The organism is Bradyrhizobium sp. LVM 105, assembly GCF_003957705.1.
GTDB lineage: Bacteria > Pseudomonadota > Alphaproteobacteria > Rhizobiales > Xanthobacteraceae > Bradyrhizobium > Bradyrhizobium frederickii.
In genome coordinates this window covers 253,844-274,480 of the sequence record NZ_QZMV01000007.1, presented here as the reverse complement: position 1 = coordinate 274,480, position 20,637 = coordinate 253,844, and the positions used below count along the sequence as shown (strand labels likewise).

18 protein-coding genes and 4 pseudogenes are annotated in these 20,637 nt (G+C 63.2%); 5 read left to right on the top strand and 17 right to left on the bottom strand.

The genetic code is table 11. The features are described from left to right. Positions 1–40 precede the first annotated feature (40 nt). Genes D6B98_RS21565 through D6B98_RS21555 form a run of 3 tightly spaced genes read right to left on the bottom strand, consistent with a single transcriptional unit; the run spans position 41 to position 2,972 of the window. Positions 41–1,366 carry an FMN-binding glutamate synthase family protein gene (locus tag D6B98_RS21565; protein ID WP_126258926.1) on the bottom strand — a complete coding sequence of 442 codons (1,326 nt, stop codon included), beginning with the start codon at positions 1,364–1,366 and terminating at the stop codon, positions 41–43. A 17-nt stretch (positions 1,367–1,383) separates the two neighbouring features. Continuing rightward, positions 1,384–2,079 carry a GltB/FmdC/FwdC-like GXGXG domain-containing protein gene (locus D6B98_RS21560; protein ID WP_126258925.1) on the bottom strand — a complete coding sequence of 232 codons (696 nt, stop codon included), beginning with the start codon at positions 2,077–2,079 and terminating at the stop codon, positions 1,384–1,386. Further along, positions 2,079–2,972, bottom strand: a complete 894-nt coding sequence (locus D6B98_RS21555; protein WP_126258924.1) for a class II glutamine amidotransferase — start codon at positions 2,970–2,972, stop codon at positions 2,079–2,081. Before D6B98_RS21555 ends, D6B98_RS21560 begins: the two co-directional genes overlap by 1 nt. 140 nt (positions 2,973–3,112) lie before the next feature. On the opposite strand from D6B98_RS21555, the gene D6B98_RS21550 reads away from it, so the two are divergent. The 5 genes from D6B98_RS21550 (at position 3,113) to D6B98_RS21530 (ending at position 8,943) form a co-directional block, all read left to right on the top strand. Continuing rightward, on the top strand, positions 3,113–4,363 hold the full coding sequence (locus D6B98_RS21550) for a sarcosine oxidase subunit beta family protein (protein WP_126258923.1): 1,251 nt from the start codon (positions 3,113–3,115) through the stop codon (positions 4,361–4,363). A 12-nt stretch (positions 4,364–4,375) separates the two neighbouring features. Next, on the top strand, positions 4,376–4,645 hold the full coding sequence (locus tag D6B98_RS21545; protein WP_126258922.1) for a sarcosine oxidase subunit delta: 270 nt from the start codon (positions 4,376–4,378) through the stop codon (positions 4,643–4,645). Continuing rightward, entirely contained in the window at positions 4,642–7,626 is a 2,985-nt protein-coding gene (locus D6B98_RS21540) for a sarcosine oxidase subunit alpha family protein (protein ID WP_126258921.1), read from the top strand. The genes D6B98_RS21545 and D6B98_RS21540 overlap by 4 nt, the downstream gene beginning before the upstream one ends. Continuing rightward, on the top strand, positions 7,619–8,194 hold the full coding sequence (locus D6B98_RS21535; protein ID WP_164718764.1) for a sarcosine oxidase subunit gamma: 576 nt from the start codon (positions 7,619–7,621) through the stop codon (positions 8,192–8,194). The genes D6B98_RS21540 and D6B98_RS21535 overlap by 8 nt, the downstream gene beginning before the upstream one ends. A gap of 101 nt (positions 8,195–8,295) precedes the next feature. Beyond that, positions 8,296–8,943 carry a helix-turn-helix domain-containing protein gene (locus D6B98_RS21530; protein ID WP_245481432.1) on the top strand — a complete coding sequence of 216 codons (648 nt, stop codon included), beginning with the start codon at positions 8,296–8,298 and terminating at the stop codon, positions 8,941–8,943. A gap of 143 nt (positions 8,944–9,086) precedes the next feature. Here D6B98_RS21530 and D6B98_RS21525 read toward each other — a convergent pair. The 14 genes and pseudogenes from D6B98_RS21525 to D6B98_RS21460 form a co-directional block, all read right to left on the bottom strand. Then, positions 9,087–9,422 (bottom strand): annotated as a pseudogene (locus tag D6B98_RS21525) (ABC transporter permease subunit); the annotation flags it as partial. A gap of 51 nt (positions 9,423–9,473) precedes the next feature. Continuing rightward, positions 9,474–9,584, bottom strand: a pseudogene (locus tag D6B98_RS21520) (shikimate dehydrogenase); the annotation flags it as partial. A gap of 376 nt (positions 9,585–9,960) precedes the next feature. Further along, a pseudogene (locus D6B98_RS21515) lies at positions 9,961–10,170 on the bottom strand (aldehyde dehydrogenase family protein); the annotation flags it as partial. Between the two features lie 55 nt (positions 10,171–10,225). Beyond that, entirely contained in the window at positions 10,226–10,543 is a 318-nt protein-coding gene (locus D6B98_RS41490; RefSeq protein WP_283810162.1) for a hypothetical protein, read from the bottom strand. 76 nt (positions 10,544–10,619) lie between these two features. Continuing rightward, positions 10,620–11,123, bottom strand: a pseudogene (locus D6B98_RS41485) (Rieske 2Fe-2S domain-containing protein); the annotation flags it as partial. 137 nt (positions 11,124–11,260) lie between these two features. After that, a complete protein-coding gene (locus tag D6B98_RS41480) occupies positions 11,261–11,614 on the bottom strand; it encodes a hypothetical protein (protein WP_205680512.1) in 354 nt (117 codons plus the stop codon). Between the two features lie 1,024 nt (positions 11,615–12,638). After that, entirely contained in the window at positions 12,639–13,385 is a 747-nt protein-coding gene (locus D6B98_RS21495; protein ID WP_126258918.1) for an SDR family NAD(P)-dependent oxidoreductase, read from the bottom strand. A 52-nt stretch (positions 13,386–13,437) separates the two neighbouring features. Then, entirely contained in the window at positions 13,438–14,400 is a 963-nt protein-coding gene (locus D6B98_RS21490) for a carbohydrate kinase family protein (RefSeq protein ID WP_126258917.1), read from the bottom strand. 36 nt (positions 14,401–14,436) lie between these two features. Next, on the bottom strand, positions 14,437–15,129 hold the full coding sequence (locus tag D6B98_RS21485; protein WP_126258916.1) for a class II aldolase/adducin family protein: 693 nt from the start codon (positions 15,127–15,129) through the stop codon (positions 14,437–14,439). A gap of 19 nt (positions 15,130–15,148) precedes the next feature. Then, a complete protein-coding gene (locus D6B98_RS21480; protein ID WP_126258915.1) occupies positions 15,149–15,913 on the bottom strand; it encodes a hotdog family protein in 765 nt (254 codons plus the stop codon). A gap of 21 nt (positions 15,914–15,934) precedes the next feature. Beyond that, positions 15,935–16,504 (bottom strand): peroxidase-related enzyme, encoded by a 570-nt coding sequence (locus D6B98_RS21475; RefSeq protein ID WP_126258914.1) that lies wholly within the window; start codon positions 16,502–16,504, stop codon positions 15,935–15,937. Positions 16,505–16,518: 14 nt separating this feature from the next. After that, the gene (locus tag D6B98_RS21470) at positions 16,519–18,831 is read right to left on the bottom strand and encodes a molybdopterin-dependent oxidoreductase (RefSeq protein ID WP_126258913.1); all 2,313 of its coding nucleotides are present in this window, start codon (positions 18,829–18,831) and stop codon (positions 16,519–16,521) included. Further along, positions 18,828–19,586 (bottom strand): CoA transferase, encoded by a 759-nt coding sequence (locus D6B98_RS21465; protein WP_126258912.1) that lies wholly within the window; start codon positions 19,584–19,586, stop codon positions 18,828–18,830. Before D6B98_RS21465 ends, D6B98_RS21470 begins: the two co-directional genes overlap by 4 nt. After that, positions 19,586–20,395: a CoA transferase subunit A gene (locus tag D6B98_RS21460; RefSeq protein ID WP_205680509.1), complete on the bottom strand. Its 810-nt coding sequence runs from the start codon at positions 20,393–20,395 to the stop codon at positions 19,586–19,588. The genes D6B98_RS21465 and D6B98_RS21460 overlap by 1 nt, the downstream gene beginning before the upstream one ends. Positions 20,396–20,637 lie beyond the last annotated feature (242 nt).

The following is a 20,637-nucleotide window of genomic DNA, read 5'->3' as shown; positions in this document are numbered from 1 at the left end:
CGCCGTTGAGCAGGTTCACGCTAGATCCGTCTTCGGATCGTCATGACCCGGGTATCCACGAAGTGCCGGCCAAGGGGACGCGCGCCATCGCCGCGGCTTCGAGCGTCAGCGCGACGAGGTCCTCGGGCTCGAGATTGTGGACATGGCTCTTGCCACAGGCACGGGCGATGGTTTGGGTCTCGAGTGTCAGCACCGAGAGATAGTTCGCGAGACGCCGGCCGGCCTTGACCGGGTCGAGCCGCGCGGCAAGCTCCGGGTCCTGCGTCGTGATTCCGGCGGGATCGCGCCCGTCCTGCCAGTCGTCATAGGCCCCTGCAGTGCTGCCCAGTTTCCGATATTCGTCCTCGAGACCGGGATCGTTGTCGCCGATCGCGATCAGCGCGGCCGTCCCGATCGAGACCGCGTCCGCTCCCAACGCGAGCGCCTTGGCCACATCCGCGCCGTTGCGGATGCCGCCCGATACGATCAGTTGGACCTTGCGATGCATGCCGAGATCCTGCAAAGCCTGTGCCGCAGGCCGGATCGCAGCGAGGATCGGCAACCCGACATGCTCGATGAACACATCCTGCGTCGCAGCCGTGCCGCCTTGCATGCCATCAAGAACAACGACGTCGGCACCGGACTTCACCGCGAGCGCCGTATCGTAATAGGGCCTGCTGGCACCGACCTTGACGTAGATCGGCTTTTCCCAGTCGGTGATCTCGCGCAATTCCTCGATCTTGATTTCGAGATCATCCGGCCCGGTCCAATCCGGATGCCGGCAGGCCGAGCGCTGATCGATGCCTTCCGGCAACGTCCGCATCCTGGCGATGCGCGGCGAGATCTTCTGGCCCAGCAGCATGCCGCCACCGCCAGGCTTGGCGCCCTGCCCGATTACGATCTCAATCGCATCCGCGCGCCGGAGATCGTCCGGGTTCATGCCATAACGCGAAGGCAGATATTGATAGACCAGGATCGACGAGTGCCCGCGTTCCTCGTCAGTCATGCCGCCGTCACCGGTCGTGGTCGAGGTACCGACTGCGGATGCCCCGCGTCCCAAAGCCTCTTTCGCTGGCGCCGACAGCGCACCAAAGCTCATGCCGGCGATCGTGATCGGAATCTTCAACTCGATCGGCTTGCTGGCAAAGCGACCGCCCAGCACGACATTGGTGCCACAGCGCTCGCGATAACCCTCCAGCGGGTATCTGGAGATCGACGCGCCGAGAAACAGCAGGTCGTCGAAATGCGGCAGCTTGCGCTTGGCACCGCCACCGCGGATGTCGTAGAGGCCGGTCGCCGCGGCGCGCTGGATCTCGGCGATGGCCTGCGGATCGAAGGTCGCGGAGAACCGCGGTGGGGTGGCGGCTTTCGGACTCTGTGCGTTCATCGGGAAGCCGTTCTGCCTCAGTAAGCATCGACGTTGTCGATGTGGAAATGATAGAGCTTGCGGGCCGACCCATAGAGCCGGAAACCGTCTGAGCCGCCGTCCGAACCGGCCGACAGCCCTGCCCGCTCCAGCACTCCGCGAAGAATGACCTTGTCCTCGTCCGACATCGGTTTCTCGATGCAGTCTGCACCGAGGCTTGCCACCGATCCGCGCACGAAAATCCGCGCCTCGTAGATGGAATCGCCGAGCGCCTCGCCGGCATCGCCGAACACGACGAGAGTGCCGGCCTGCGCCATGAACGCACTCATCGGACCGATCGAGCCCTTCACGACGATGTCGATGCCCTTCATCGAAATGCCGCAGCGCGCCGACGCATTACCTTCGATGACCAATAGCCCGCCGACGCCGGTCGCTCCCGCCGCCTGGCTGGCGTCGCCCTTCACCCGGACCTCGCCGGAGATCATGTTCTCTGCAACCCCGACGCCGGCATTTCCATCGATCACGATCGTGGCATGCTTGTTCATGCCGGCGCAGTAATAGCCGACATGCCCCTTCACCTCGACGGTCACGGGGGCATCGAGACCACAGGCGATGGCGTGCTTGCCTTGCGGATGCTCGATCACCCATCCCGTCTCGTTGGTCTCTGGTGTGAGCCGATGCAGCTCGCCATTGAGTTCACGGACGCTGCTTTCCTCGAGATCGACGGAGCGCATCAACGCAATTCCCACGCATAGACCCTGGCCGGCTCCGGTTCGAAGACCCGCGCTTTTCCGGCATAGGGAAGCACGGCGAGCGCGCGATATTCCGATCCGAACGCGACGTAGTCGTCGGTCTCCGCCATGACCGCCGGCTTGCAACTGATGGGGTCGCGGAGCACCGCGAAACCACTCTTGGTTCCGACCACGAACGTGAAGAACCCGTCGAGATCGGCGAGGCTGTCCGTCAACGCCTGCTCCAGCGACGCCCCCTGCTGCATGCGCCAAGTCAGGAAACCCGCGGCAACCTCGCTGTCGTTGTCCGTTTCGAACGTCAGTCCTTCCCGGCTGAGAAAGCGCCGTACGCCGCAATGATTGGAGAGCGAGCCGTTATGAACCAGGCATTGGTCCTTTCCGGTCGAAAACGGGTGCGCACCACGCGTCGTGACGGCGGATTCGGTCGCCATCCGGGTGTGGCCGATGCCGTGCGTGCCGCTCATTCCCGACAATTCGAACCGCTTGGCGACTTGCTCCGGAAGCCCGACCTCCTTGAACAGCTCCATCCTGGCGCCCACGCCGACCAGCGTCACGCGGCTGTCGCGCGCGATCAGCAACCGCAGCTCGTGTTCACGCGCCAACGGCACCGAGACCACGGCGTGGGTGTCGTGAAAGACGGCGTCCAGATCACCCGCGCCCGCCTTGCCGAGAGCCGCCACCGCCTCGCGAATCTCGACGGCTGATGAGGCACGCAGTGTAAGCTTGACGTGATCCGCTTGCTGGCTGCCGTAGACCGCGAACCCCGCGCTGTCGGGACCGCGATCGCTCATCACGCCGAGCATGGCCGAAAGGTGAAACCCGAGTTCAGGATACAGCCCCGGATTCTTGAGGAATAGACCGACAATACCGCACATGCCTGCTCTCCATCGGGCGAACCATGCATATCGTCCGGTGTGGACGGCTGTCAACTATCGAGAACAATGTTTTCTTGTGAGGAAATCTGGAATAGTGTGGTCCGGGCTCGGCTTCCATCACCCCCAATACGATCCTCTCCATGTACTACTCGATCTTCAGTCTCGCTCATCAAGCGCTGCTCGGCCATCGCGGCTGGACGGCGGCTTGGCGCGACGCCAGCCCAAAGCCGTCCTACGACGTCATCGTCATCGGCGGCGGCGGGCACGGCCTTGCGACGGCTTACTATCTCGCGAGACAGTTCGGCATCTCCAACATCGCCGTGCTGGAAAAGGGCTGGATCGGCTCCGGCAATGCTGGCCGCAACACCACGATCATCCGCTCGAACTACCTGCTGCCCGGCAACAATCCCTTCTACGAATTCTCGATGCAGCTCTGGGAGGGGCTGGAGAAAGATCTGAACTACAACGCGATGGTGAGCCAGCGCGGCGTGCTGAACCTGTTCCACTCCGATGCACAGCGCGACGCCGCAGCCCGCCGCGGCAACGCGATGCGGCTGCATGGCGTCGACGCCGAACTGCTCGACCGAACCGCGGTCCGGCGCATGCTGCCGTTCCTCGATTTCGATAATGCCCGATTTCCGATCGAGGGCGGCCTGTTGCAGCGACGCGGCGGAACGGCTCGTCACGACGCCGTCGTATGGGGCTATGCGCGCGCGGCCAGCGACCGTGGCGTTGACATCGTCCAGAACTGCGAAGTTACCGACATGATCCGCGAGGGCGATCGCGTCGTCGGCGTGGAAACCACGCGCGGGACGATCCGCGCACCGAGGGTGGCGCTGGCGGTCGCCGGAAATACCTCGCGGCTGACGGCGATGGCCGGCCTGCGCATGCCGATCGAAAGCCACGTCTTGCAGGCCTTCGTCAGCGAGGCCGTCAAGCCGTTGATTCCGGGCGTCGTCACCTTCGGCGCAGGCCACTTCTATATCAGCCAGTCCGACAAGGGCGGCCTCGTGTTCGGCGGCGACATCGACGGCTACAATTCCTATGCGCAACGCGGCAATCTGCCGACCGTAGAGGATGTCTGCGAAAGCGGAATGGCATTGATGCCCATGATTGGACGGTTGCGGATGTTGCGCTCATGGGGTGGCATCATGGACATGTCCATGGACGGTTCGCCCATCATCGACCACACCCCGCTTCACGGCCTCTATCTGAATGCTGGCTGGTGCTATGGCGGGTTCAAGGCCACGCCGGCATCCGGCTGGTGCTTCGCCCATCTGATTGCCCGCGACGAACCGCATCCGGTGGCACGCGCCTTCCGGCTTGACCGTTTCGCGAGCGGCCATCTGCTCGATGAAAAAGGCCAGGGCGCCCAACCCAATCTGCACTGAAGGTCGATCGGCATGCGCATTCCCTGCCCGTTCTGCGGCGATCGCGACGTCAGCGAATTCGCCTATCTTGGCGATGCCGGCGCCCCGCGGCCGGCTGCCGACGCCGCCGACGCCGACCGTCAATTCTTCGAGGCGGTCTATCTGCGGGACAATCCGTCCGGACTGCATCGCGAACTCTGGTATCACGCGTCCGGCTGTCGAAGCTGGCTGGAAGTCGAGCGCAATACCAGGACCCATGACATCACCAAAGCGACCTTTGCCCGCGACCGGGTCCGTTCATGAGCGACATCAGCGCCCCGCAACCCAACAGAATCGACGGCGGTCTGATCGACCGTACCATAGCCTTGCGCTTCCGCTTCGATGGCAGGTGCTATCAGGGCTTTCAGGGCGATACGCTGGCATCCGCTCTTCTCGCGTCCGGCGTGAGGATCGTCGGCCGCTCGTTCAAATATCATCGTCCGCGCGGCATCATGACCGCCGGCGCCGAGGAGCCGAATGCGCTGGTCGAACTGCGGAGCGGCGCACGTCGCGAGCCGAACACACGCGCCACCACCATCGAGCTGTATGATGGGCTCGAGGCCCGGAGCCAGAACCGCTGGCCGTCGCTACGTTACGATATCGGTGCGGTCAACTCGCTGTTGTCGTCCCTGTTTGTCGCCGGCTTCTACTACAAGACCTTCATGTGGCCCGCTTCGTTCTGGGAGCGGGTCTATGAGCCTCTGATCCGACGGGCCGCTGGCCTCGGCAGGGCCAGCCTGCAGCCCGATCCCGACCAGTACGAGAAAGCGTACGCCTTCTGCGACGTGCTGGTCATCGGCGGTGGCCCCGGCGGTCTCGCCGCCGCGCTGGCAGCGGGACGCGCAGGCGCCCGGGTCATTATCGCGGATGATGATTTCATCGCCGGCGGCAGACTGAACAACGACGTCCACACCATCGACGGCCTCTCGGGCGTTGAATGGGCCAAACACACCGCCAAAGAGCTGGACGCACTTCCGAACGTCACAATGATGCTGCGGACCACGATCTTCGGCGCCTATGACGGGGGCACTTTCGGCGCACTCGAACGCGTTTCCGATCACCTGGCCGTCCCCCCCGCACACCAGCCGCGGCAGCGCCTATGGAAGATCGTGGCGCAGCGATCCATCCTTGCGGCAGGCGCCATCGAACGGCCGATCGTGTTCGGCGGCAACGACCGTCCCGGAATCATGCTGGCTTCCGCGGTGCGCACCTATCTCAATCGCTACGGCGTGGCGCCGGGCAAGGCGGCGACCCTGTTCACGAGTTGCGACGACGGCTGGCGCACCGCGCTCGACCTCGCGCGTGCCGGGGTCAAGGTCCAAGCCATTGTCGATGCACGATCCGAGATTTCCGCATCGCTGATCGCCTCCGGCCGGACGATCGGCGCCAGACTGTTGAAAGGCGCGCAGGTCGTCGACACACGCGGCGCACATGGTCTCGACCAAATTCGCGTGCGAACGAATGAAGGCGACGAGATCGCGATCGAGTCCGACCTGCTGGCGGTCAGCGGCGGCTGGAATCCGAACCTCGCGCTCTCGACCCATCTTGGCGGTCGTCCGCGCTGGTCCGAGGAACGCTCCGCCTTCCTGCCCGGCGATCTGCCGCGGGATCTCGTCGTCATCGGGGCCGCGAGCGGCGCACTCACGCTGGCGGACGCGCTGAAACAAGGGACGGCTGCCGGAGCGGCCAGTGCGGATGCTGCCGGATTCAAATCCGGCGCCGGGCCCGAATTCGTCGACGATGACGAGAGCATCGCCGGCGAGCCGCTGTGGCAAGTCTCAGCATCCCGATCGAAGGCTTTCGTCGACTACCAGAACGACGTGACGCAGGCCGACATCGCGCTTGCCGCCCGCGAGGGCTTTACGTCGGTGGAGCATCTGAAGCGCTACACCACGCTCGGCATGGCCACCGACCAGGGCAAGATGGCAGCCGTGATCGGTCACGCCATGATGGCGGCGCTCACGGATCGTCCCATGCCGCAGGTCGGCACCACCATCGCGCGACCGCCCGCCACGCCGGTCGCGATCGGCGCCTTCGCCGGCCATCATCGCGGCCAGGATTTCCGCCCGGCCCGGCTGACGCCGAGCCACCGCTGGGCCGAACAGCTCGGCGCGACCTTCGTCGACGCCGGCCCGTGGCGGCGCGCGCAATGGTTCGCGCGAGCAGGCGAAGCGGACTGGCTTGCAACCGTGATTCGCGAGGTCCAGACCGTGCGCAGCGCCGTCGGCGTCTGCGACGTCTCGACCTTGGGTAAAATTGACGTCCAGGGCGCCGATGCCGGTATCTTCCTCGATCGCATCTACATCAACACCTTTTCCACCCTGCCAGTCGGCAAGGTGCGCTATGGGCTGATGCTGCGCGAGGACGGCATCGCGATGGATGATGGAACCTGCGCCCGCTTTGCGCCCGATCACTACGTGATGTCGACGACGACGGCGAACGCAGCGAAGGTGATGCAGCATCTCGATCATGCCCGACAGGTGCTCTGGCCTGAGCTCGACGTCCAGGCCATCTCCGTCACCGAGCAATGGGCCCAATTCGCCATTGCCGGACCGCGTGGGCGCGATCTTCTGGATCGCCTGCTCGGCGGTGCGATCGACATATCCGACGCCGCATTTCCGTATCTCGCCTGCACGGATTTCCGCTGGAGACAGCGGCCGGCGCGGTTGTTCCGCGTCTCCTTTTCGGGCGAGCTTGGCTACGAGCTCGCGGTCCCGGCGCGCTTTGCCGACGAGACGATCCGAGCCATCATGGAGGCCGGCGCCGGATACGGCCTCACTCCCTATGGCACCGAAGCGCTTGGCGTGATGCGTATCGAGAAGGGACACATCGCCGGCAACGAGCTCAACGGCACCACCACCGCACACGATCTCGGGCTCGGCCGGATGATGGGCAAGAAGGACTTTATCGGCAAGGTGCTTGCACGTCGGCCCGGACTCGTCGATCCGGACCGTCCGGCCGTGATCGGGTTGAAGCCGATTGACCGGCGGCAACGCCTGCGCAACGGCGCACACCTGTTCGCGCCCAATGCAGCCGTCAAACTCGAGAACGATCAGGGATACGTCACGTCATCGGCATTCTCGCCGATGCTCGGCCATTGGATTGCGCTGGCTCTGCTGGCACGCGGCCGTGAACGCGTGGGACAGATCTCGCGGGTCGTCGACCCTCTGCGAGGTGCCGATTTCGAGGCCGAGATATGTTCTCCCGTCTTCTATGATCCGGAAGGAACGCGGCTGCGTGGCTGATCGTCTCACTCATGGCTTTACGGCATCCTCGAACCCTGGCGCCACTGTCTTGATGCGCAATAATCTCGGCTGCGCGACCATCATGGTTCGGCGCGGCGCGGACGAGCAATTGAAACAGCGCGTCAAGACCGCCTATGGAATCGATCTCGTTCCCGGTCCGCGCCGCAGCGCATCCGGCAATGTGGCCTTTCTCGGGGTCGGACCTGCGACCTGGCTGGCGACGCAGGACGATGACGGCAATGGATATTCGGTCTCGTTGAAGCATGCCGTCGGCGATGCCGCATCGGTGACCGATCAGACCGACGGCTATGTCATCCATCGCGTCAGCGGGCCGCGGATCGGCCAGGCTCTCGCCAAGGGTTTTCCGATCGATCTGCACGACCGTGCATTCGCGCCGGGCGCAGTCGCCGTCACAGCCGTTTCGCATCTCGGCGCCATCATCTGGCGGCTGGATGATCTGGAAGACGGTGCACCGGTTTTCGAAATTGCGGTCTTCCGCAGCCTCGTCGAAAGTTTCCGCCGCTGGCTGGATGGCAGCCTGGCAGAGTTCGGGCTCGCGCGGACCTGATCGCCTGTCGGCAATGCATCGGAGCTGCGTGCCGTCCAATCCTGGTATACTGGTCGATCGGCCCTTTGCTATGCTCGGATCTCATCTAAAGGACCTATATGATGGCGAGGGCCAAAAGCTCGAAAACAGTCTCTCGCGAGACGCCTGAATACCGTACCGGCTCCAACGCACCGCAGGATCCCCGCAACCTCGAACGCGCCCTGGGTGCCCAGATCCGAAAGTTGCGCCGGGACGGCGATCTGTCGGTGCTCGACTTGTCAGCCGCATCGTCCATCTCGGCAGGCATGCTGTCGAAGATCGAGAACGGTCAGATTTCTCCGTCACTGGCGACGCTACAGTCGATCGCCAAGGCGCTCAACGTCCCGCTCAGCCTGTTATTTGCGGCCTCCGAAGAGCGACGCGATTGTTCATTCGTGCGCGCGAAGCAGGGCGTCGTGATCGAGCGGCGCGGAACCAAGGTGGGTCATGTCTACCAATTGCTCGGACATGTCATCGGCGGCGACGTCGTCGTCGAGCCCTACATGATCACGCTGAAGGAGGACGCCGAACCCTTCACGGCATTCCAGCACGCCGGAATGGAATTCATCTACATGCTCACTGGCGAGGTCGACTATCGGCACGGCGATAGCAGTTACCGTCTGCGGCCCGGCGATTCCATCCTGTTTGATTCCGGCGCGTTGCACGGTCCCGAGAGGCTCGTCAAGCTGCCGATGACGTATCTGTCTATCATCGTGTATCCACGTGGGTGATTTTCGGGTAAAGAACAATCAATGGCTTATTCGTCGTACCACCGGGCTTCTCTGACCGAAAATGGGCATTCGTCGCACGATCATAGTGCTTGGTTGCACTTCCTCTTGGCGGGGCCTTGATCGTCCGCCAATGTCGAGTGCGCGATAATCTCGACGGCCTGGACCTGGCCGGAAAGCAGCGTGACGCCGAGCGCGATGATCGCCGTGGCGGTCGGATTGAGCTTCAAGCCGATCAGTGGCAGGGCGAAGAACAGAAAGAAGATTTGCACCAGGAAGGGCGTATTGCGCACGATCTCGACGAAGCCGATCACGAGGGCGCGCAACCAGGCCGCCTTCGAATCGCGTGCCGCAACGCCGGCAACGCCGATGATCATCGCGAGCGTCATTCCGGCAAGCGCGAGGCTCAACGTACCCACGCAGCCCCACACCAGCGCAGGCATTGCATGCCAAACCACCGAGAAATCTAGGGTGTAGCCCATCTTGCGTTTCCTCTCGGGCGTTGTGCGTGCCGCTCGCCCATCGGCCGGGTGTCACCCTTCCAGGGATGCAAAAGTCGCGAAGAAGACGTCTGGATCAGGTGAGATGCCCGTGAACAGGCGGAATGCTTCCGTGCCCTGGAAGATCGCCATGCCACCACCATCGGCGGGGTGCGCGACGCAGCGATGCCGCTGCCGATCAGGCCGACGAGAAAGCTGGATTTCGGATGCATGCTCGGCAGCGATCAGTGTGACCTCTGCGGGGAGCTCTTTCAACAGCAGGAGGTGCGAGGTCTACATCGTTCCGGTCGGCCAAAGAAACGAAGGCCACGCGATTTGTCGTCGTAGTCGAGCGTCTATTGAGGGCGGAAGCTAAACGTCCGGTTTGCGCAAAAGGGCTGCCGATCCGCGATGATTTCATGCCAACTTTGGAGCGATCCGTACGGTGGCGTCGGAACGAAGAGACTCGAGAGCCTTGGCTTGCGTCTGAGTCGCCGGTGCCTTGATCGCCGAGCCGGCAACCGCTCAAGTGGCAGAACTCGATACCGCCCATGCAGAGGTATTTGATTTCAACATAGTCCTCGATGCCGTATTTCGAACCCTCACGCCCGTTGCCGCTCTCCTTGACCCCGCCGAACGGTGCAACCTCGGTCGAGATCAAGCCCTCATTGATGCCGACGATGCCGTACTCTAACGCTTCGGCAACGCGCCAGACCCGCCCAATATCGCGGCCGTAGAAATAGGCGCCAAGCCGAATATTGAATCAGTCCGCGACGTAACGATATTTGCCTGCCTAGCCTGTCAGTTCATTGCGCCGGCTGCTCCTCTTCACCATGCTGTCGAAGGAGCTCGAGCAAACGCTCGCGCATAATCATGCCGGGGCGGTCGGACGGCATATGCATCTCGATCTTGCGACCCATATCGACGATAGCGTCCGGATCCGTCGATTCCAGCATGTCGCGATCCTCGGCGATGATGGCGGCGTCCCAGTCGATCAGTTCCTGCGTTGAGCAGTCGGCCTCGGTATCGTTGCGGAACAGCAGCTGGACGACCTGGATCTGCCCATCCGAAATCGGCATCGCGCAATTGAAGATGATGTGACGGATACCGGACGGATATTCCATGTCGAGGCGCCGGGCAGAACGGCATGAACCATTTGTTGCGCTGACGCCGTCTGGCCATCGGCTCTTTCGTCCCGGTGATCCTGTGGGCGTTGGGCGGATTTCGAACCGTGATGATGGTCTCGGCATCGAAGCCCGAGGCGGTCTCGGTGATCTCGTACTTCTCGGGCTTCGGCTGGTTGATATCGCCGAAGGTCCCCTTGTGAACGAACGCGAAGTGAGCATTGTCGAAGGAATTTTCCATCAGCCGCAGCGCCGCCGTGTTCCACTTGTCGTAGAACTGATTGATGCGGCGATAGCCGGGCATGTCATCCTCGGGGATCGCGGGAATGTCGCTCAGGGGCTCGTCGAGTGCAACCCAGACATAGCCGTAACGGGCCTTGGCGCGAAATGAGTGCGCCTTCGCATCCGGGACCGGTTGCTCGAAGGGAAATTGCGGGATCATCACCAGCTTGCCGTCGCGATCATATTCCCAGCCGTGATAGCCGCAGACGATGTTGCCGTTGTTGCACCAGCCCTTCGACAGCTTCGCGGTGCGATGGCAGCAGCGATCTTCGAGGGCTGCGGGGCTCCCCCTTGGCATCGAAGAACAGGACGAGCGGCTCGCCGAGCAATGTGAACGGCTTCGGCCCGTCCCTGACGGTGATCGACCGGCATCAGCGCGTACCAGAATCGGCGCAGCACAGGCTGTTTCGTGCACAACATGCTCGGACTCCCGGGCTAGGCGGCCAAGCGCGTCACGACACGCGCGGCATCGAATTTGAGCTTTTGCAGATCGAGCCCCGGAATGGCTCCGTCCTCAACGACGATCCGGCCGCCGATCAGGAGATAGCGGAGCTTTGCCGAGCCGCCGCAGCGCTTATGCAGCAGCTTATTTCGAAACGGCAAGCGGGCTGTCGACATAGGAAGATCACCCTGATGAGCGATCTGCATATCAGCGAACAACACTCCGAAATCGGGCTGATCTACCCCGAGCTGCAGTTGAACGGCTTTTGCCGTCAGGCCGACTTTTTCGTCCCACCACGCGACGACCCTGAGACTTCCAGTATTTGGTATTGGCCGCCTGGATTGCATACGCTTTGTGGGCGTCCAGGGGATCTAGCCAGCCCCTCAATGGTTCAACCTGGCCGATTCCGTACGCCTCGCGAAGACGCCTCGCCGCTGCTTCAATCGATTCCACGTTCGCTTCTCTCATTGCCGAGAGAAGCTATCGGCGAGCCGACCGAGGCTCCACGTCAATCTGCCGATTGTGCATTGGGTGCACCGTGGTCCGGAGCAATCTGACGAGAAGCCAGTTCGACCAACGCACCTCTGAGCTTCACTAAACTGCAGGGTTGGACATTCACCGACTTCGCGGAGGTGATCACACCCCCGCGTGTGCGCAGAGTGCACGCTGCCGCGATTGCTGTAGCAGCCTTACGGCGAATCTGATCGCAGACAGTTCTACCGAACTTGGCGGTTTCCGGATGTAAGCGAGATCTGAGATAGTTGGATACGGGCTAGATACTGGCCGCCGGCAACGCGGCGCCTATCCAAGTCCCTAGTTTCCAATGAACAGCCGAGTGGAGCGCTAAGTCCATAAGCTCCGCACCAACGTCTGCCTTGAGCGAACGCAAGAATGGCGGAATCAAAACCTGCTTGATCATATAGTGATTTTCAAGGCGCATTTGGAAAATATGGTCAGAACACGCTCCAGTAATTTCAATAGGTTGGCTACTGTTTCCAAATAAGAATGGGAGCGATCGATTGAACAAAGCAGCTGCCCTTCAGATTCGCTTAGGTATGGCGCGCGCTATCACGCAAGCAAGCCCGTTGGCATCTGAAGATCCCGATAGAGCGGCCAATTAATTAAGAGACAGCGACGGATTGAGAACAATCAACGACTTACTGGTCGTACCCCTGGGCTTATCCGACTGAAAATCGGCATTCGTCGTACGATCTAGCGATTGCACTGCCTGATCTCCGAACCCGCGCTACTTGGATTTTACGGGTTCAGCAGCGACTACGAGGCCATCGATCGATAGGTTCAAGTCGGGAGGCGCAACCATCTCAAATTGCTGTTTGAGACAAGGGCCTGAACGAGCGATCGACCCCGTTACTAGCTGTAGAAGATACCTCCGTCCACGTTGAGGGCTTGGCCGGTCACAAACGCTGAATCATCGGACGCGAAAAACGCCACGGGCCCGACGACGTCTTCCGGCTGCCCGAGCCTGTGCAGGTCCGTGACCTTTTCGAAATAGGCGACCCGCTCGGGATCGCGAAGATTGTTCATCCCCATCTCCGTCATGATGATGCCCGGGCATACGGCATTGACCGTGATGCCGAAGCCTCCGAACTCCATGGACGAAACCCGGGTGAAGCCGACCACGGCCGACTTCGACGCGGCGTAGTGGGACTGTCCCGGACCGCCCGTTCGGGCCGCGAGCGAGGCAATGTTGACGATCCGTCCGTATTTGCGCTCCTTCATGTGCGGCACCAAGGCCTGGGTCATCTGGAACACGCCGCGCGTGTTGACGGCGAACGTCTGATCCCAGGTCTCGGTGGTCAATTCGTCGATGGTCGCCAGCCTGAGTATTCCCGCATTGTTGACGAGGACGTCGACGTGCCCGAGACCCTGGATGGCTTCAGCCACCGCCCGCCTGCAATCGCCGACATCGCTCACATCGCCCAGCACCGGGATGCATCGGCCGCCAAGCTCCCTGACCTCTGCAACGGTCTCGAGAAGGACCTTCTCCTGGGCAGCGATGTCGGTCAGCGCGAGATCGTAGCCGCGCCTTGCAAGGCCGATGGCTATCGCGCGGCCAATTCCACGGCTTGCTCCCGTCACGATCGCATGTCGGGCCATGTTGCGTTCTCCCCTGTTGTTCGGATGAATGGTTTTTGCCGGTGTGAATGGATCAGGCGCGAGCGGCCTTGCGGACCGGGAGGGTGTTCATGGCCTTCACGGTCTCCTCGAACGAGACGAGATTGGCGCCCGAACCCAGCCCGGTCGCGACGATCGCGGCCGTCGCGGTCGCGAGCCTGGCGCAGTCGAGCAGGTCCCAATCGCGAACCAGACCGGCGATGAAGCCGCCCGTGTAGGAATCGCCGCATCCCGAGGTATCGCGGACCGGGACCTCGAACGCCGGCACCGTGAACTGACGTCCGTCACGAGTCATCACGAAAGAGCCATTGGCGCCGAGAGAGATGGCGCAGGCCCCCGCCCCCCTCTCGATGAAGAACCGCGCGCACGCGGCGGGATCGTCGGTTCCGACCATGGCGCTGGTCTCGTCGATGCTCGGCATGAAGAAGTCGACGTGAGGCAGCAATGGCTCGACCAGCGCCAGCGTTTCGCCTCGCGCCTGGATCAGATCGAGCGTCGTCGTGCAGCCGGCCGCTTTTGCGTCCCGCAGCAAGGCAACGGATGGCGCTCCGTCCATCGCAAGCAGGGAGCCGACCCCGCCGAGATGCAGAATCTTGCTCCGGCAAGCGGCCACCTGCGTTTCGGGCGCGATCCGCCAGCGGGCAGAAGCGCCCCTTGCGTGCATGACAGGACGCGAGCCGTCGGGCCGGATCGGCAGGATCGTGGCCGAGGTCGGACTGCCGGCCATCCGCTCCATGAGGGAGATGTCGATGCCTTCCCGCTCCAGCGCGTTCAGCATCCAGTCGGCCTTCTCGTCGGAGCCGACGGCGCCGACCGCGAGCGCCTTCAGACCGAGACGCGCGCAAGGGACGACCGTTCCGCCGGCGGTGCCTGCGACCGCGAGCCGAATTTCTTCGATCAGCAAGCGGCCGCCGCCGGGCGGAATCTCGGTGACCGGGACCCCCAGAATATCCAGAATATATGTGCCGCAGACGCTGACGTCGTGAGTGTTTGCCATGAGTTCTCGCAGGAAAGTGGTTTGAGCTGGATTCATCTAGCTCGGTTGCAGGGGTATCTGGAGCGCGCCGTCATTGTCGCGCAGGCCGTACTGCCCCCATCGCTTGAGGATGCTGTCGATCTCCTCGTCCGGCAGCAGCGGAGGGGACCCAAGTTGAAGGCAACCGTGATATTGCTTGGCAAGCACCTCCACCTCCACCGCGAGCCACATCGCCTTGCGCAGGTTGGGACCTGTGGCGATCAAACCGTGATGGGCGAGCAGGCAGGCGCGTCGATAGCGAAGCGCGTCCAGGGCCGCCTGCGAGAGCTCGGCCGTGCCGTATTGCGCATAGGGCGCGCAGGGGATGTCGTTGCCGCCGGCCGCAGCAATCATGTAGTGAATCGCAGGGATCGCGCGATTCATGATCGCGATGATTGTGCAGAAGATCGGATGCGCGTGAACGACGGCGCCGACCTCCGGTTTCGATCTCAGGATGTCGAGGTGAAAACGCCATTCCGTCGACGGAACGTTGCCGGCCGACGCGGTCCATGAGCCGTCCCACTTCATGGCCACGATGTCCTCGGGCTTCATGCGGTCGTATGGAAGAGCGGACGGCGTGAGCAGCATGCCGTCGTCGGTTCGGACGCTGATGTTTCCGGACGTCCCCTGGTTGATACCTTGCGCCGCCATCTCACGACATGCGTCGATGACGGACTGACGAAGCTCGAGTTCTGTTTCGCGACTGGTCATGTGCTGTTCCGACTCTCGTTCATGTCGTTGCTCCGAGCTGAACCTGGCGGTCGACCAGCAGCCACGTGGTTCGTGCCATCGCCAACACTTCCTGTTCCGAACTCAACAAAGCGCTCTCGGCAAAGAGCTTGCGGCCCTCCCGCCCGGTCGGCCAAGCCGTCACCACACAACGATCGCCGGGGCGTGGCCGGCGATTGATCCGCGCCGCCATGCGCCCGAGCAAGGCCGTCTCGTTACCCTTCAAGCCCAAGTGACGGGCACCCACGCTGCAATAGCCGGTCGGACAATCGAGGGCGGCCCAGACGAATTCGGGCGCGATATAGCCGTCCTCGCCGGACAGGCTGCCATGAGGTATCCAGGACGCCGCGAACACCACGGGCTTGTCCGGGACTGCTCCCGCCTGCAGCGGACCTGCGAAGATCCGGAGACCGTCGCCATGGCCACGTGCGGGGCCGCAGACGAAGCATCCCGGAAGGTCGTGGGTCTGCTCGTCGTAGGGTGTTCTGGCGACCGCTTCTTCCGCCGCCTCGCAGCTCACCCCGGGGATATCCCGAACGTCTATCCTCGTTGCGGACGCCGTCGCGAGCAGCTTGCCGTTCTCGCGCAGCTCGATGGCGCCATCAGATGCGGTCAGGACGTCGAGCGGCCGCTCCAGCGGTGGTGGCGCGCGTAACGTGACTTCGGCGTCTCCCGCGACGTGCCTTGCGAGACATCCGCAGACATAGCCTCCGTTGCCGGAGTTCGGCGGTCCCCGGAAGCGTCTGTCGATGACAAGCGATACCATTGCAGTCTTCGTCCGAGGCGTTCAGCGGCCCATCGCAAAGAATTCGTCGTTCGGACGCATGCTGGTGACGTTGGCGAGGCGGTTCGACATGCCGAAAAATGCCGCGATGGCCGCGATGTCCCAGACGTCCTCCTCCGTGAATCCGTGTCCCTCGAGATCCCGGACGTCGACATCGTCGACCTCATAGGCGCGCGCCGAGACCTTCATCGCGAAATCGAGCATCGCCCTTTGCCGCGCGGTGATATCGGCCTTGCGATAGTTGACGGCGACCTGGTCCGCGATCAGCGGATTCTTCGCGCGCACGCGCAGGATGGCGCCGTGTGCGACGACGCAATACTGGCATTGATTGGCGCTGCTGGTCGCGACAACGATCATCTCGCGTTCGGCCTTGGTGATCGGCCCGGGCTTATCCATCAGAGCATCGTGATAGGCGAAGAACGCCCGGAACTCGTCCGGGCGATGGGCGAGCGTCAGGAAGACGTTGGGGACGAAGCCGGACTTCTCCTGAACCGCCTCGATCCGCGAGCGGATATCTTCGGGGAGTGTCGCGATATCGGGGACGGGAAAGCGGCTGATGGCTGGCGCAGACATGTTGCAAGCTCCTGTTAGACTGCCGCGAGCGCGACGAGCGTTTCCTGATAGGCCTCGAACGCATCGCGCCGATCGGCGGCGTGGGGCTCGACCCGCACGAGGCAGGTGTGGGCCGAACAGCCCTGGCCGAATTGAGACGTGCCGATGTCGAGCGTGAGCACGTTCGGATTGCCGGCAACCTCGAGGCCGCTATTGCCGGTCGGCGTGAACCAGGCGCCGGTCGGGAGCACCAGCACGCTCCGGCGAACCTTGTCGGTGACCTCGGCCGTCGCCAGGCACTCCCCGCGGCAGTTCCAGATACGGATCGTCTGACCATCGGCGATTCCGAGAGCAGCCGCGTCGTCGGGATGCAGGTGAGCCCGTTCACGGCCGTTGCGTTTCATGGCCCTGCTCGATACGCCGGTTTCGAGTTGGCTGTGAAGACGGCCGACCGGCTGGTGCGAGATGAGGTGCATCTGACCGGCATCGGCGGCGTTGCCGAGCCATTCAGCCGGCTCGATCCACGCCGGATGCGAGCGACAATCGGCATAGTCCAGCCTGGCCAGAGTCTCGCTTCCAAGCACGATCTTTCCGCTTTCGGTCCTCAGCGCATGGGCCTCCGGCTCGTTGCGGAAGTCGGCGAGGAACGTGTGCTCGGCCTTGACCGGACAGCGGGCATAGCCGGCTTCCCAGAACGCGTCGAAATCAGGCATCGTGAAATCGAAGCGCTCCGAGGCGTCGCTGCGGCAGGCTTCGTAGAGATGCCGGACCCAGCCCATCTCGTCCCGGCCCTCGTTGAAGCGATCGGCCACTCCGAGCTTGCCTGCAATGGCGTTGAAGATCTCGAAGTCGGAGCGGGATTCCCCCAGCGGCTCGATTGCCTGCTTCATCGCCAGGATGAAGTCGGAACGCCTGTTGCCGGCAAGATCGTTGCGCTCGATCGACGTGGTTGCCGGCAGCACGATGTCCGCGCGCTGAGCTGTCGCCGTGAACATCGGATCCTGCACGATGATCGTCTCGGGCCTCGTCCAGGCGTCCGACAGGCGATTGAGATCCTGATGATGGTGGTAAGGATTGCCGCCCGCCCAATAGACCAGCCGCGTATCCGGATAGGTGCGGATCTCGCCTTCATAGCTGAATGGCCGGCCGGGATTGAGCAGCATGTCGGTGATCCGCGCCACCGGGATGAAGCTGTCGATCGGTCTGGTCAGCTGTGAGATGGCCGGAGACCGGGCCAGGTTGAGCGGCGCTCCCACGCCACCCAGGGAGGCGTAGCCGTAGCCGACGCCGCCGCCCGGCAATCCGATCTGGCCGGCGATCGATGCGAGCCCGAGCGCTGCCCAGAACGGCTGTTCGCCGTGATGGGCGCGCTGCAGGCTCCAGCTCACGGTCAGCATGCTGCGCGTATCCACCAGGCGCCCTGCGAGCTCGGCGATCTTCTCCGCATCGAGGCCGCAGATGCCCGCAGCCCAAACCGCCTCCTTGCGGACGCAATCCGCCTCGCCTTCGAGATAGCGAAGCAGGCGATCCGCGCCGCTGGTGCAGCGCGCAAGGAAATCCCTGTCGTGCCGGCCCGCTTTCACGATCTCGCCCGCAAGGCCGAGCATCAGCGCAGTGTCGGTGTTCGGGCGGATCGGCCACCATTCGGCATTGACCCAATCGGGCAGATCGTCCTTCAGCGGCGAGACATGAATGACCTTGACGCCGCGCGCGACGATGTTCCTGAGATGGGCTTCAAGCTGGTGGCTGCCGATTCCGCCGGCCTCGTTCTGCGCGGTTCGCGGCGAGAGCGCGCCGAACACCACCAGCGTTTCGGTGTGCTGCGCGATGGTGTCGAGCGTGTTGGCGCGGCCGCCGCATGCATCGTCGCTGCCCAGCGTGTGCCGCAGGATCACGGGGCCTGCCGCGATCGAATAGGTGTCGACATGCCTGGTGAAGCCGCCAACCAGGTTGAGCATGCGCTTCAGAAGCGACGAGGCATGGTGCAGGCGGCCCGAGTTCGTCCAACCATAGGAGCCCGCGAATATCGACGCGTTGCCGAAGGTGCCGGCCACGCGGCGCACTTCATCCGCCACCAGCGTCGTTGCCTCGTCCCAGCTGACCGGCACGAACTTCTCCCGGCCGCGGCCTCGGCGATCGCTCTTCTCGCGCTTGTCCAGCCAGCCGGATCGGACCATCGGTCGCAGCACGCGGCGCTCCGGGTTCGCCCATTCGGCGACCGAATGGATGATCGGGGAAGGAGCCGGATCGTGCTCGAACGGCTCGACGCCCGCGATGCGATTATCCTCGACGAGGATCGTATACGCACCCCAATGGCTGCAGTGCGGGATCCGCTTGACCTCGCTCATGCGTCAACCGTCCCAAGCTCGCGCCGCATCTGCGCGGCGAATTCGGGATAGGTCTCGGCGAGTTCGTCGAACACGCGTCCGCGGAGCAGGTCGAGTGTCGCTCGATCGGGCAGCGCGGTCTGCCGCGGCTCGGCGTCATGGGCGAACCGAAAGCCGGTCGCCTCTTTGATCTCCGCGAGATCATGCCCGGGATGGACACTCTCCAGCTCGAAGCCCGGCCGCGCCTTGTCGAATCGAAAGAGTCCCTTGCCGGTCAAGAGTGCAATGGGGCCGCCGCTCCGGAAAACCCCGTCCGGACTGACACCTGGAGCACTGATGAAGTCTACCTTCTCGACGAAAACACGCGGCGTATGCTCCTCCCGGAACAGGATGACGCGCGGTACGACGAAATAGAGATAGGCCGACCCGAACGAGCCGGGCCAGCGCACGCTCGATCGCGGATAGTCCCCGGCGCCGACGAGGTTCACATTGCCGAAGCCGTCGATCTGGCCGCCACCGAGGAAGAACGCATCGATCCGGCCTTGACCCGCGCAATCGAACAATTCCGCCGAACCGTTGGTGAAGAAATTGTGCTCGACGGAGCCGAGAATGGAGATGCGTGGACCGACGGCGCCCTCCGCTTCCTTCATTGCACGCAGTAGCATCGCGCCTGCGGCGGGAATCGGAGACGAGGCTCCGACCGCGACATGCCTGACGCCATCGAGCAGCCGCGCGATCGTGCAGATCAGCACTTCGCGAGGGAGGACTTCGGCCATCACGCGGACTCCATCTGCGCCTGGCCCATATAGGCGGAGAAGCCGTCAGCCGTTCGCGCGGCTTTCGCGTAGCGTGCGATCTCCCCGCTATCGGCCGGATATTCACCCCACAAACCGTAGGGCCACGCCCCCTTCGGAGCACGCGCGACTGCCGTGACGTAGAGTGCCGGCAGCACGCCGGCAGCGCCCATCTCATCGGCGAGCAGATTCTCATCGACGATTCGCTCCACCGTGACCAGAACGGTGCGAGAAGCGTAGGCCATCGCGGCAAGCTCGCGGCGCCGTCCGATCCAGACATTGCCGAAGCGATCGGCCATCGGCACGTGGAAGATCGTGACGTCGGGTTTGATGGCGGGAATCAGCACGATCGGATCGCCTCCGTCCGCCAGCGGATTGTCGACGACGCGCCAATCGTCGCGATGCCGGAGCAGATCCGTTCCGATCAGCCCCCGCAGCGGCATGAAGGGACTGCCCTTCTGCGCCGCCATCAGGCCCGCGTGGATGGCAGGACACGTCGCGTCCTTGAGTCGAACCGCGCCTTCCTTGACGGCGGCGTTGAAGCGGGGCGCTCCGCCCGCTTCGCCGAGCGAGACCGCGCTGGTCTCCACCGTCCGGACCAGACCCGCGCCGACGAGCTGGTCGACCTGCAATCCGCCGGTCGGCACGCACACGAGATCGAGATCGCCGGCGCCATGCTCGATGATCGGCCGCGTCATGGCCATGGAGACGCCGGCGTAATCCACCGGCAGCGCCACGCGCATGCCCGGCTCGATGTGCTTCGCCATTGCGCGAGGCTCGCTCAACACCATCATCCTCCCAAAATTGTTCTATATTGTAGAACACTATTCCAAATAAATGTTAGACGGATTTGAACGCGACTGTCAATCTGGCTTCAGCGAAGAAGCCTTTGTTTGCAGGGGATCTCGCCTGCGCAGGCGATCGCGGCGCGCGCGGCTGCGTCGCGGCTGAACAGCGCGACTTGACAAGTGCGCGCGCTACGCCAACAATAATTGGAATAATGTTCTACAATATAGAACGAATGGGAGGAGAA

Coding starts and splice junctions, on each gene's coding strand:
- D6B98_RS41480 (WP_205680512.1), bottom strand. CDS start 11,614: ATGCAATCCAGGCGGCCAATACCAAATACTGGAAGTCTCAGGGTCGTC.
- D6B98_RS21560 (WP_126258925.1), bottom strand. CDS start 2,079: ATGCGCTCCGTCGATCTCGAGGAAAGCAGCGTCCGTGAACTCAATGGC.
- D6B98_RS21565 (WP_126258926.1), bottom strand. CDS start 1,366: ATGAACGCACAGAGTCCGAAAGCCGCCACCCCACCGCGGTTCTCCGCG.
- D6B98_RS41490 (WP_283810162.1), bottom strand. CDS start 10,543: ATGGAATATCCGTCCGGTATCCGTCACATCATCTTCAATTGCGCGATG.
- D6B98_RS21530 (WP_245481432.1), top strand. CDS start 8,296: ATGGCGAGGGCCAAAAGCTCGAAAACAGTCTCTCGCGAGACGCCTGAA.
- D6B98_RS21460 (WP_205680509.1), bottom strand. CDS start 20,395: ATGGTGTTGAGCGAGCCTCGCGCAATGGCGAAGCACATCGAGCCGGGC.
- D6B98_RS21465 (WP_126258912.1), bottom strand. CDS start 19,586: ATGGCCGAAGTCCTCCCTCGCGAAGTGCTGATCTGCACGATCGCGCGG.
- D6B98_RS21470 (WP_126258913.1), bottom strand. CDS start 18,831: ATGAGCGAGGTCAAGCGGATCCCGCACTGCAGCCATTGGGGTGCGTAT.
- D6B98_RS21475 (WP_126258914.1), bottom strand. CDS start 16,504: ATGTCTGCGCCAGCCATCAGCCGCTTTCCCGTCCCCGATATCGCGACA.
- D6B98_RS21495 (WP_126258918.1), bottom strand. CDS start 13,385: ATGGCCCGACATGCGATCGTGACGGGAGCAAGCCGTGGAATTGGCCGC.
- D6B98_RS21480 (WP_126258915.1), bottom strand. CDS start 15,913: ATGGTATCGCTTGTCATCGACAGACGCTTCCGGGGACCGCCGAACTCC.
- D6B98_RS21555 (WP_126258924.1), bottom strand. CDS start 2,972: ATGTGCGGTATTGTCGGTCTATTCCTCAAGAATCCGGGGCTGTATCCT.
- D6B98_RS21485 (WP_126258916.1), bottom strand. CDS start 15,129: ATGACCAGTCGCGAAACAGAACTCGAGCTTCGTCAGTCCGTCATCGAC.
- D6B98_RS21490 (WP_126258917.1), bottom strand. CDS start 14,400: ATGGCAAACACTCACGACGTCAGCGTCTGCGGCACATATATTCTGGAT.
- D6B98_RS21540 (WP_126258921.1), top strand. CDS start 4,642: ATGAGCGACATCAGCGCCCCGCAACCCAACAGAATCGACGGCGGTCTG.
- D6B98_RS21550 (WP_126258923.1), top strand. CDS start 3,113: ATGTACTACTCGATCTTCAGTCTCGCTCATCAAGCGCTGCTCGGCCAT.
- D6B98_RS21545 (WP_126258922.1), top strand. CDS start 4,376: ATGCGCATTCCCTGCCCGTTCTGCGGCGATCGCGACGTCAGCGAATTC.